Raw genomic sequence first — 12211 nt, 5'->3', positions numbered from 1 at the left:
GCGACTGCGATAGATGAGGTCGGGATAGTCCTTGCGCTGCATGGGCCGGTTGGGCGGAATGGAGATAACTTCCAGATTGTATATCTGGTGGAACTCCACGGCTTCTGTGTCGGCGGTACCCGTCATGCCCGAAAGCTTGTCGTACAGGCGAAAATAGTTCTGGAAGGTGATGGAGGCGAGCGTCTGGTTTTCGGCGGCGACGGTGACGCCTTCCTTGGCCTCCAGCGCCTGGTGCAGTCCGTCGGAATAGCGGCGGCCCGCCATGAGGCGGCCGGTAAATTCGTCAACAATGACCACCTGGTCTTCCTGCACAATGTAGTCCACATCGCGCTTGAACACCTGATGGGCTTTGAGCGATTGCAGCACATGGTGCTGCGCGGTGATGTTGGCGGGATCAAACAGGTTGTCCAGCTTGAGCATCTCTTCGCAGTAGGCCACGCCCTCATCGGTGAGCATGGCGGTGCGGGCTTTTTCGTCTACGGTATAGTGTTCGGGCCGCAGCTTGCACACCACTTCGTCCACGGTGCGGTACATGCCCACCGATTCGTCGGACGCGCCGGAAATGATGAGGGGCGTACGGGCTTCGTCAATAAGAATGGAGTCCACTTCGTCAACGATGGCGTAGTTGTGCCCGCGCTGTACCAGTTGGTGTCCATAAAACTTCATGTTGTCGCGCAGGTAGTCAAAACCGAATTCGTTATTGGTGCCGTAGGTGATGTCAGACTCGTACTGCTGCTTGCGCTCGTCATCGTCCAGGCCGTGAACGATGACGCCGGTGCTCAGGCCCAAAAAGCCGTAAAGCTGACCCATCCAGGCCGCGTCACGCTTGGCCAGATAGTCGTTGACCGTAACCACATGCACGCCCTTGCCCGACAGGGCGTTGAGCACCACGGGCAGTGTGGCGACAAGGGTTTTGCCTTCGCCTGTTTTCATTTCGGCGATCTTGCCCTTGTGCAGCACCATGCCGCCTATAAGCTGCACATCGTAGTGGCGCATGCCGAGCACGCGCCGGGAGGCTTCGCGCACCAGGGCGAAAACTTCGGGCAGCAAGGCATCAAGGCTCTGCCCGTCTTCTTGCACGGCCTTTTTGTACTGGAGGATGCGGGCGGCAAAGTCTTCGTCCGCCAGTTCCTGCATTTGAGGCTCAAAAGCATTGATGCTCTGTACCTGGGAGCGCAGACGGCGCAGATACCGGTCGTTCTTGCTGCCGAATATTTTTTTGAAAAGAAAGCCGAACATGAAGTCTCCTCTGTTGGGCGCGGGGCAAACCGCCTTTGCCCGGCCAGCGCGACAACGCGGCGCACTGGGGCTGCTCTGAAAACATCGTTCCGGGCAGCCTGGGGCTGGCGGCATCCCTTTAAAATAAGACATAAACGCCAGGTTGGCAACGCGGCATCAACTGAAAAAAATGAAAAGTATTCCGCTGCGTACCAGGGCTGGGCGTCCGAAAGGCCTCTTTCTGCCCGAACGTATGCCGGGCGCGCTTTACCGATGTTTTGGCGCAAAAAGGGGTTTGCGCTCGCATCAGTCCGCAAGAAAGCGCAAAAAGGCAAATAACGGACTTATTTTTTTACAGGTACGGCCGATAAAATAGTATGTGGCGGTGCGGCCTTTCCCGGCGTGTCAGGATCAGGCCTCGAAGTTTTCCTGTTTGATGACGGCTTCGGCCTTGATTCTGTCCAGCAGTTCGGCAAAAGTTGCCTTGACGTTTTCGCGGATGTCTCCGGCCACCACAAGAAAAAGCACGTCGTCGCCGGGCTTGAGCAGGCCTTCTTCGGCATCGGCCACAATGGCGAAAATGCCGGGGCGCTGTTCCATTTCGTGGACGATGGCTGCCATTTTTTCCCTGTCCGGGGTGATGTGCACAGAGGCGACGGTGCTGTGGTCGTTGCGGGACCAGCCGCGTACTACCCCGTTGTGGACAAGCATCATACCCACATGGTCGGCGAACCCGGGACGGGATTTGAGTTCCTGAAGAGTTTTGTTAATATCCATAGGCACCGCCTGTGTTTGAGCCGCGCGCAGCCGTAATTTTTCCGGCAGTATATATCATGCCTGTACCGCCATAAAGGACTTTGTTAATGGCCCAGCTATCACAGTTACTGTCTCGTCTTCCCGAGGGCAAAGACGTGCGCATGAGCACCATGGGGCATGTGCTCTGGGTCTGCTGGCACGGCAAACTGCCCCCGGCGGTAGGGCAGACTCTGCTCAATTACGGCGGCATGCTGGTGGGCGAAGAAGAGGAACAGGCCCTGTGGTTCTTCTTTACAGACGATGTTTTTTTGGCGCTGGCCCGGCTGACGGTATGGGGAAACTTTAATGAACTGCCAGTAAGTATTGAACTTTTTCCAGGGCGCCTGCAATTTGACCGCAAGCGGGATGCCTGCCTGCTGCTTGACGCAAGCCTTCAGGCGCAGGAAATGCTGGTGCGCGACAGCCTTGAGGTATGGGTGCACCCCAAAAGTCGCGAAGGCAAAAAAAGCCTGCCCGGCATTTCCTTTGAGCGCCGCGCCGGCCGTCAGGGCATGAGCTCTGTGGACTGGGCCAATATGCTCGTGGATGTGCGCATGCCCTATGCCTCCACCCACTCATGGTTTGCCATTCTGCATCCTTTGGGCAGCCCGCTGGACAAGGCATTTCAGAGCGGCTGGACCGCCATGTTCAAAAAAGTGGAAACACTTTTACAGCGGCTCAAGATAAAGTCCATCGTCAGCGGCACTTTTGTCATGCTGGCTATGGATAACCTGCTCATGCTGCGCACCTTTTTGCGCGATTACCTGCACAGTTTTGACAAGGAAAACGGCGAAGGCGGCGTGTACTGGCCCTGTGTCTGCGTGATAGCCGACCGTAACAACCTCAATTTCAACAGTGACCTGCCCAAGAAGATCGGCCTGCAATGGGACAACCTCATGCCGGACTTCCCGTACCTGAGGTATCGCAATGCCTACCTGCTGGGCGAGGGTTTTACGGTTCGGGACCTGCGGTATACGGGCGAGCAGGTCAGTATGGACGACTGGTGCAATGTCCTCCTGAACGAAAACAGCCTCAGCGAGCGCTCCATCCCCCTGCTCATGCCCGCCCGGCTGACAGCCGGGGATTCGACGGAACCGGGCTGCTTTTATTGCGGCATCCACAGCCATACGGCGGCCCAGTGCCCAACGCGGTCTTGCCCGCCTGCTGCGGCTGACCTCTGGGACAGGATCGCCGTGCTGGATCTGGAAGCGGTCAACGAAGGGTTCCGCCGTATAGAACAGGTGCTCAACGAAGAAGGCGTTGCGGGCTATGCCGCGCTGCTGCGCGACGGCGGCGATGCCGCTCTTGTGCTGCAGGGTGTGCTGGACCTGAACAGCGCCTGCCAGTTGCGCAATGTGCCGCGTAACTGGCTGTACCGCATGCGCGAACCCGAACCGGGAGAAGGGCTGCCGCCCCGCGACGACAGCCCGGCATGGGAAATGCTGGATAAGCTATCTGTTGCTGCCCCTGAAGACCTGGCAGATCTGGAAAAAAAGATTGCCCAGAATATCAGCCGTCATCAGCGGGATCCGCGCCTGCGTATGGCGCAGGGCTTCTGCCAGGTTGAGCGGCAGGACTTTGTCCGCGCCGCTGCCAGCTTTGGCGAGGCGGCCGTGCTCACGCCTTCGCCCATGCTTCAGGCCTGGAACGAATTTTTACAGGCCAGACTTGAGGAAGAACAGGGGCATTTCGGCGCTGCCATCGAGCAATACGGCCAGGTATGGCGCGTAACCCAGTGGCGCGAGGCCCAGTACCGTGAAATGGTCTGCAAGGTGAAAATGGGCTTTGCAGAAGCCGTGCTGGACCCGCTGACAAAGCTTATCCGTGACGACCCTTCCTACTTCAACCATATTTTGATGGACCCGGCTCTGGAGCGGGGGCGGCTGCTTATTCTTTCATCGCTGTATGATCTTTGGGCAGAAGCGAAAAAAAAGGCCGAGTCCGAGGGGCCGGCCATCAATGCCCTGGATGCGCGGCTGCACGACTGGTTTTCGGCGGAGCATCCGGTACAGTTGTTGCTTGGCGGCAAAATCCGACAGTTGGAAAAGCTCGCCAGTATCAGCAGCTACATAGCTTTTCTCAAGGTTGTTGAAACGCGTCCGGCTCTGGAAAAAGAGCTTGAGGAGTGCATCAACCGCGAAGTGGAAGAACTGCGCAATCGCTACAAATATTATCTCGATATTCTTCAGGAAATACGGGACGAAGCTTCGTGGTTTCCCTTTCCTTCCGCCCTGCGTGAGTTCAGCCGCGACTTTAATGAAAGCGCGGGCATCATCAACCGCGCCTTTTCATGCAACTTTCGCGATGCAGAAGCCTTCAAGCGGGTGCAGGCCGATACCCCGCGCCTGGCAGAGCTGTTGCGCAATCTACGCAAACGCTTGCAGTTTTTACGCATGGTGCGCGACGGAACCCTGTTTGGCCTGACCATGGGCAAGACGTTCATGTGGATCGAGATTGTGGGGCTGCTGCTGTGTTTTATCGGCGTTCCTGTTGTGGTTTTCTGGGGCGACAGCCTGCGTCTGGGCTGGCTGCGCGAAATTCTGGGTGAAGACCAATGGTCCATCCAGAAGGTGCTTATTCTTATTGTTACGGTCATCTCTTTCGGGCTGGCTGCGCTGCGCACCACGCTGGTCTTTGACCGCAAGCGAGAAAAGCTGCTTGAACAGGCGCGCAAGCAGCGTGAGCAGGCCCAGCAGACGCGCCTTGAGCGTATCCGCAAGCAGCGGCGCGCAGAAGAAGAAAAAGCCCGGCGTGAGCGTGAGGTTCTGGCTGCCAAGCGGGCGCAGAGCAAGCTGAAAGAAAAAACAGGCGTCTGACCGGAACTCTCTGTTTGTCCGGCCAGCACGGCCCTGGCGTTCTGCGTATATAAAAAACCGCCCCGCAAAACTGCGGGGCGGTTTTTTATATACGCTTTCAGCGCGTTTTCGTTTTGTCCGACTTCAAAAACAGCCTCAACAGACGGCGCGGCGGCAGGCCGTGCCTGAAAGCTGGAACCGCTCTACATCTAGGTCAGCCAGATAAATCCGCCCATTGTTATTACGGAGAGTATGGTACTCCAGAACAGGGTAGAGGCCATTTCCTGTTCGCCGGACTTGTACTCCACGGCAAAAATAACGGCAATGGAGGCAGTGGGAATAGCCAGGGTTACAGCCACCAGGCCGCGCTCCGCGCCGGGAACCGCCAGCCATATCATGACCAGAAGGATAAGGCCGGGCAGCAGGATGTTTTTGCAGATAACGTTGATGATTACCGGCAGGGACACGCTCACCTTCTGGGCAAAAAGCACCGCGCCCACGGCAAACAGGGCTACGCCGCCCGTGGCCTGCCCCAGCAGCAGAAATGAGCCTTTAAGCACCTTGGGCATGTCCAGTCCGGCCAGCAGCAGTACAAAGGCCAGTACCGGTGCCCACACCACAGGCTGCTTGATCGCATTGGCGATACTGCCGAACACGATGGCCGCCGGGCTTTTTTTCTGCCCGGAAGAGCCACCGTCGCCGCCGCCTACAAGAAAGACGAGGGCCAGCGGCACCTGGACAAGATTCATGAGGATACTGCCCGCGGCGATGGCGAGGTCGGCCTCCACGGGGAAAAGCATGCCCAGAACCGGAGTGCCCACAAAAGGCACGGCAGGCCCGGCGATAGCCAGACCGCGCAGGGCTGCGAGCTTTACATCAGACCGGAAGACAAAACGTGAAATCAGAAAAACAAGCACAAAGCCCCCGGCCATGCCGATGGCTATCCACAGAAAGACCTGCGCGTTTTTGAGCACTTCTTCAAGCGGCGTGCCGAGAATCCCTGCAAAAAGGAGCATGGGCAGGGCGTAAAGCATGACCATGCGGTTGAGCACAGAGGCCTGGTCCTGGCTGAACTCGTGCCGCCATCCGGCCAGAAGGCCCAGCAGCAGAGTCACGACAATGGGCAGCAGGGCCATGATTATTGTTTCGAGCATGGGCGGTTCCTTTTAGCCATCCCCGGGTCCGCCTGGACCCGGGGATGGTGTTTGGTTCTGGCCTAAAGCAGGGGCGGAATGGTGGGTACGATGGGCACTTCTATAAGGGTGGGGCCGGAGCGTTTGAAGGCTTCGGCGCAAACCTTGCGGACTTCATCGACGGTTTCAACGCGTATGGCTTCGCAGCCGTAGCCCTTGGCAATGGCGACCGTATCAAGGCCCGGCAGGTCAAGACCCGGAACGCCGGGGGTTTCTTCCAGAACGGCAAAGGACTTCAAAATGGCGTATTCGCCGTTTTTCGGTATGACAAAAAGGATGGGCAGGCCCTGCTGTGCCGCTGTCCACAGACCCTGAACAGAATACTGCATGGATCCGTCGCCGATAATGGCGACCACCGGGCGGTTGCGCCCGCTATCGCGTTCAGCAAGGGCGATGCCCACGCTGGCGGGCAGGTTCCAGCCCAGGCTGCCGCTGGCAAAAGTGTAGAAAGAGTCCGGACGTTCCACAGGCCATGCCGTGTGCAGTTCGCCGAGGTTGGAGGGGGATTCTTCTACCAGCACTGTTTCAGCGGGCGTGCATTCACGCAGCGTCCTGAAAAGTTCCAGGGCGGTCATCACCGTGCCGGAAGCCGCTGCGGGAGCCGCCGCAGGAGCGGCCGCGTGAGGAGCCATGCAATGGGGCTGCCTGCACACATCGCATGTGGCAGAGCGCGCCTGCACCAGCGTTTCCAGCGCTTCCAGAGCCAGCACCGCATCGCACAGCATGCTGTCGCCCACCGGGGCGCGGCCCGTTTCCGCGGGGTCATCGGAAATATGAAGCAGGCGCAGTCCGTCAGGAATGTACTGGCCCTCAACATACGGATAGTACCGGAACACGGGGGCGCCGATCACAATAGCCACATCATGGCCTTCAAGCTTTTTGGCTAGCGGGCCAATGGCAAAAGGCAGGCCGCCGGCGTACAGCGGATGGGTTTCGGGGAAGGGCGGGCGCTCCGAAGCGGGGGCAGCCCATACTTTGGCATTGAGCTTTTCAGCCAGGGCCACGGCCTGCTTCCAGCCGTCGCCCCTGGCAATGGCCGCGCCGTAAATGAGTGCGGGGTTTTTGGCCTTGGAGAGCAGGTCGGCAAATTCGGCAAGGCGTTTGGGGTCCGGTCCAACGCGGCCTGCAAGGCTGCGTGCCACGGGATCGCCCTGGGCGGGTTTGTCCCAGTCATCAAGCGGAATGGAGAGAAAAACAGGTCCGGTCGGGGGCTGCATGGCCATGGCATAGGCCCGCATGAAGGCGGCAGGCACATCTTCGGCGCGTACAGGTTCGTAGCTCCACTTGACCCAGGGCTTGGGCAGTTCGGCAGGCTCCACGTTGGTGAGCCACGGTTCCATAAGGAGCATTTCGCGTGTCTGGTTGCCGGCCGTAATGATAAGCGGCGTCTTGTTCATGCTGGCGGTAAGAATATTGCTCATGGCATTACACAGACCGGCTGAAGTGTGCACGTTTACCAGTGCCGGTTTGCGCGTTGCCTGGGCGTAGCCATCGGCGGCACCCACGGCTGAAGCTTCTTGAAGCGTCTGAATATATCTGAAATCTTTGGGAAAATCTTTCAAAAATGTTTCTTCAGTTGAGCCGGGATTGCCAAATATGGTGGTAATGCCCAGTTGGCGTAAAAGTTCGAATGTGGCCTGACGGATGGTTTTTGCCATGATTTCCTCCACGGAATTCCGCATCTGGTTAGTGTTGCAGTGAGGAATAGCATGGGTGCTATTAGTAGGCAATCCTAGTTTTGGGAATCTTTTATAAGAAAACCGAATTAATGGCTCTGCGTGTCGGTTTTTATTTTTTTACTGTTGCTTGTTGCCCTCACAGCCTGGTTTGTGCCTCCGGTCACTTTTAAAATTGTGACGGCAGGATAGATTTTTTGGGCAAGAACCTCTTGCCAGCGCTGTCAAGAATGATTATTGTTAAATAAAGCCAATGAGGAGGACACCATGTCGCAACTAAAGGACTTCGCTCTTTATGATATAGACTGGAACCTGACCCCCGAGCACGCCGTCACAATGTATCTTGAATGGGGTAATAATGACTGGCATTCGGAGTATCCTCCGGTTCGTTCCAAGGATGATGTGGCCCACTACTTTGTGGTGGACAGTTGGCAAAGCCCGCCCATGGTCCGCCTGGTACGACGCAATTCAGAAAGGGCCGATGATCTCATAAGTCTGCCTCTGCCCAAGAATCTGATGGATGATTTTCACAAGGAACACGGAGAATGGCGCGGTATCAGCGCTCCTACTCCGGCGGTCAGGTCCTGGCTCAAGCATGAGCTTGAGCAGGAATAGCCAGGGCAACGGCGCACAACCGGCCTGAACAAGTCAGATACTTTTCGCCATACAGGGTGAAAACGCGTAAGGGACCACACTGGGTCCCTTACGCGTTTTTTGTCTGGAGAAAAGCTGTTTTTCAGCCTCACCCAGCGGCTGTGCCTATATATAAATGTCAGAAAGAAGCGGCCAGCCGGTCAAAGCCGTCAAGGAAAAGGCGTTGACCGGCTGGCTCAATCTGGGCTGTTCACAGTAAAAATACCCTGTCAGCCCGCTGTTTGCCAGGAATCCCGGGCAGGCAGCACGGCTAGTACCAGCGGCCAAACCGGCGCATGTAGACTATCTTCATGCCCTGGGCCACGCAGCAGTAGCAAAGCAGGGTGGCAACCAGCCAGGGGAAGTAACTCCAGGGCAGCGGTTGCAGGCCGACCAGTCCGCCCAGCGGCGAAAAGGGAATATAGATGCCGAGCGCCATAACCACCCCTGTCAGCAGCAGGACGGGCAGGGCCGCGGTGCTCTGCACAAAGGGGATTTTTCTGGTACGGAGCATATGCACCACCAGCGTCTGGGAAAGAAGCCCCTCAACAAACCAGCCGGACTGGAAGAGAGACTGCATCTCAACGCTGGCGGCTCCGAAGACGAACCACATGAGCGCGTAGGTGGTAATGTCAAAGATCGAAGAAGTGGGACCGATCCAGACCATGAAACGGCCGATATTTTTTGCATCCCACTTGCGCGGCTTTTGCAGAAATTCTTTGTCTACCGTGTCCCACGGCAGGGAAAGCTGCGAAAAGTCGTACATTAGGTTCTGAAGCAGCAACTGCACGGGCAGCATGGGCAAAAAGGGAATAAAGGCGCTGGCTACCAATACCGAAAATACGTTGCCGAAGTTGGAGCTTGCGGTCATATTAAGATATTTCATGATGTTGCCAAAGGTTTCTCTGCCTTTGATCACCCCTTGCTCAAGAACCATAAGGCTTTTTTCCAGCAGGATGATATCTGCGGACTCCTTGGCGATATCAGCGGCCGTATCCACGGAAATGCCCACATCAGCGTCACGCAGGCCGGGGGCATCGTTGATGCCGTCGCCAAGAAAGCCCACGGTATGCCCGCCTTGCTGTAGCGTCTTGATGATGCGCGATTTCTGCATGGGCGTGAGCTTGGCGAACACGTCATGTTTGTCGCAGGCCGTCAGCAGCTCGGCATCGTTCATGGCGTCCACATCGTTTTCGGTCAGGACGGTTCCCGGCTCCAGACCCACGTCATGGCAGATTTTGGCAGTGATGACAGGCGTGTCACCCGTAAGCACCTTGACTGTCACGCCATGCTCGCGCAGTGCGGCAATGGCCGGGCCTGCACTGTCTTTGGGCGGATCAAGAAAGGTAAGAAAGCCCCTGATGATAAGATTGCCCTCTGCCGCCGTGGTGTACTGTTCGCGAACTTCGCTGCCCCTGAAAACCTTTGTGCCGAGGGCCAGCACCCGGAAGCCGTCGCGGTTGTACGAACGCGTCAGGTCCATGAGCCTTTCGCGCCATTGTTCGTCCATTTCCACAACCTTGCCCTGCACGTACACATGGGAGGCTATGGAGAGCATTTCTTCAACAGCGCCCTTGCATACCAGCAGGTGCTCTGTGTCGGACTCTGCCACAATCACCGAAAGGCGGCGGCGCACAAAGTCGAAGGGGAGTTCGTCCACCTTGTGCAGATGGTTGGGCAGGCCGTTTTCCGCCGTGTCGCCATAGTGGACAATGGCCCTGTCCATAAGGTTTTTCATGCCGCTCTGGTGAAAACTGTTGAGCCACGCAAGCTCCAGCACAGAGTCGTCCATAAAGCCCAGCGGGTTGACGTGCCGCTCAAGGATGATCCTGTCCTGGGTAAGTGTGCCGGTCTTGTCGGTACACAGGATGTCCATTGCCCCGAAGTTCTGAATGGAATTCAGCCGTTTTACCACAACCTGGTGGCGCGACATGGCCACAGCACCCTTGGCAAGGTTGGCGCTGACGATCATCGGCAGCATTTCGGGGGTCAGGCCCACGGCGACGGCCAGGGCGAACATGAAGGCATCGCTCCAGTCTCCCTTGGTAAAGCCGTTGATAAGAAAAACAACGGGAACCATAAGAAGCATGAAACGGATGAGCAGCCAGCTTACGCTGTTTACTCCTTTATCAAAGGCTGTCTGGGCGCGGCTGCCCACAATGTTTTTCGCCAGGGAGCCAAAGTAGGTACGCGCGCCGGTGGCAACCACAAGGGCCGTGGCCGTGCCGCTGACCACGTTGGTCCCCATAAAACACATGTTGCGCGAATCAAGCGCCTGGCCGGACGCGCCTTCGGCATCCGCGCATTTTTCCGCCACGGCAGACAGGGTGTCGTATTTTTCCACAGGCAGGGATTCGCCGGTCAGCACAGCCTGGCTTACGAAAAGATCGCGGGAATCAAGCAGGCGTATGTCGGCGGGAACCATATCACCGGCAGAGAGGCGCACCACATCGCCCCTGACCAGTTCGTCCAGCGGGATTTCTCTGGTTTCAGGCTCATCCTGCGCGTTGCGGCGGGTAACTGTGGCGGTGGTGTGCACCATGGCCTGGAGGGCCTGGGCGGCCTTATTGGAGCGGAATTCCTGCCAGAAGCGCATGATGCCGCTGATCAGCACCATGCTCACAATAATGGTTACGCCCGTGCCGTCGGTTTCTTCCCCGGTCTGGAGAGGAAGCCAGTAGTCGCTGTAAAAGCTGACGGCGCTTATGATGAGCAGAACGTAAATGAACGGATTGTTGAACGCCCGGAGCAACTGCACCAGAGGATTGGGGACGCGCTCACGGGCAACCTCGTTGCGGCCTTCGGCCTCCAGGCGGCTGTGGGCGTCGCTTTCAGTCAGGCCGTATTGCCCGCTGCCGAATTTTGTGAAGAGCGCGTCAATGTTCTGTTCTGTGGACCGGGCGGCCCACTGGCCCTTGTGAGGCCGTACAGACTGATTTTTGTTAAAAAAAGTGAAAAACATGGGCATGTCTCCTCCTGCTCCCGGCAGACGGCGCGGCATGCCCGCGGTATACAGTCAGGCTATGCCGCAGTATGCGGGCGCAGAGGTAAGAAAGTTGGAAGTACCATACCCGCTGCGAGGTTTGTTGAAAAAGACGCTGCGGGTCGACTAGGAGGATGGTCCATAATCGGAAAACTCCTTTATTTGCGGCTGCCTGAAAAACAGCACGGCTATGCGCTGGGCGCGTGTATGTGTATATGGAGATATAAAATCCGGTCTGTCAGCGCCCGGATTCCATATGGCGGATTTTGGCGGACGTAACGCGAGACGCCACGGATTCTGTGGTAAAGAGGCCCAGATTTCTGGAGGATACGGTCAGTGTAAGTATAAAGCTGCCGGCGAAAAAAATGACGCCCAGCATGACGCAGAAAAAGAGAGAGAGTTTCATGGCTCGCCTCCGATACCCGGAACAGGTGACGGCGAGCGGGAAGGATCCGTTACAGACCGAGACCTGTTGCCCCAGGCAACCTGGTTATCGTGTTTGCCCAGTGACTACTGGGGTATTCCGTACTACTCGGCACGCTGTCCATCACGGTCCTTTTTTTCGGTTAGCGGTGACTGTTGGTGCTGACTACTAAGTGCTTTCGCGGCGGGAGTCAAGCTGGCGCCGCCGTTGGCTCTCGGGCGCCGGGCGCAGCAACAGCCTCCTGCCTGACAGCACGCGGGAGGCTGTTGCTGCGCCCGGCGGGCGGACATTCGGGAATCGGCTATTTGCCGAGCAACTGGCGGATCTCGGGCGTGAGACCCCGCAGGTTTTCAAAAACAACCTGACCGCCCAGGCCTTCCGGATCTTGAATGATGGCACTAAGCACGATTTCATGCGTGGCATGAACTTTTGTCAGGGCCGGAGCTTTAAACGCCTGTCTGCGCGGCTCGCGCGTCAATACTCAGAAATGTACT

General features: G+C 57.3%; 9 protein-coding genes. 3 read left to right on the top strand and 6 right to left on the bottom strand.

The window, feature by feature from the left end; all coding sequences use genetic code 11:
• On the bottom strand, positions 1-1239 hold a 1239-nt coding region (locus QZ377_RS04410), incomplete at its 3' end, for a DEAD/DEAH box helicase (RefSeq protein ID WP_365854160.1).
• Positions 1240-1629: 390 nt separating this feature from the next.
• Positions 1630-1995, bottom strand: coding sequence for a molybdenum cofactor biosynthesis protein MoaE (locus tag QZ377_RS04405; protein ID WP_291439877.1), 366 nt, complete (start codon positions 1993-1995; stop codon positions 1630-1632).
• 86 nt (positions 1996-2081) lie between these two features.
• On the opposite strand from QZ377_RS04405, the gene QZ377_RS04400 reads away from it, so the two are divergent.
• Positions 2082-4829 carry a hypothetical protein gene (locus QZ377_RS04400; protein ID WP_291439875.1) on the top strand — a complete coding sequence of 916 codons (2748 nt, stop codon included), beginning with the start codon at positions 2082-2084 and terminating at the stop codon, positions 4827-4829.
• 188 nt (positions 4830-5017) lie between these two features.
• Here the strand turns inward: QZ377_RS04400 and QZ377_RS04395 are convergent, their stop codons facing one another.
• Positions 5018-5962: an AEC family transporter gene (locus QZ377_RS04395; protein ID WP_291439873.1), complete on the bottom strand. Its 945-nt coding sequence runs from the start codon at positions 5960-5962 to the stop codon at positions 5018-5020.
• A gap of 62 nt (positions 5963-6024) precedes the next feature.
• Positions 6025-7659 carry a benzoylformate decarboxylase gene (gene mdlC / locus QZ377_RS04390; RefSeq protein ID WP_291439871.1) on the bottom strand — a complete coding sequence of 545 codons (1635 nt, stop codon included), beginning with the start codon at positions 7657-7659 and terminating at the stop codon, positions 6025-6027.
• Positions 7660-7944: 285 nt separating this feature from the next.
• On the opposite strand from mdlC, the gene QZ377_RS04385 reads away from it, so the two are divergent.
• Positions 7945-8292 (top strand): DVU0772 family protein, encoded by a 348-nt coding sequence (locus QZ377_RS04385; protein WP_291439870.1) that lies wholly within the window; start codon positions 7945-7947, stop codon positions 8290-8292.
• A gap of 289 nt (positions 8293-8581) precedes the next feature.
• Here QZ377_RS04385 and mgtA read toward each other — a convergent pair whose 3' ends face one another.
• Together mgtA and QZ377_RS04375 are read right to left on the bottom strand one after the other, a co-directional pair.
• Positions 8582-11272 (bottom strand): magnesium-translocating P-type ATPase, encoded by a 2691-nt coding sequence (gene mgtA, locus QZ377_RS04380; protein ID WP_291439869.1) that lies wholly within the window; start codon positions 11270-11272, stop codon positions 8582-8584.
• Between the two features lie 259 nt (positions 11273-11531).
• Positions 11532-11699, bottom strand: a complete 168-nt coding sequence (locus tag QZ377_RS04375; RefSeq protein WP_291439868.1) for a hypothetical protein — start codon at positions 11697-11699, stop codon at positions 11532-11534.
• 190 nt (positions 11700-11889) lie between these two features.
• On the opposite strand from QZ377_RS04375, the gene QZ377_RS04370 reads away from it, so the two are divergent.
• The coding region (locus QZ377_RS04370) for a hypothetical protein (protein WP_291439867.1) at positions 11890-12211 on the top strand (322 nt) is incomplete at its 3' end.

It is taken from the genome of Desulfovibrio sp. (assembly GCF_019424165.1).
GTDB lineage: Bacteria > Desulfobacterota > Desulfovibrionia > Desulfovibrionales > Desulfovibrionaceae > Desulfovibrio.
This window is presented reverse-complemented; position numbering and strand designations above follow the sequence as displayed.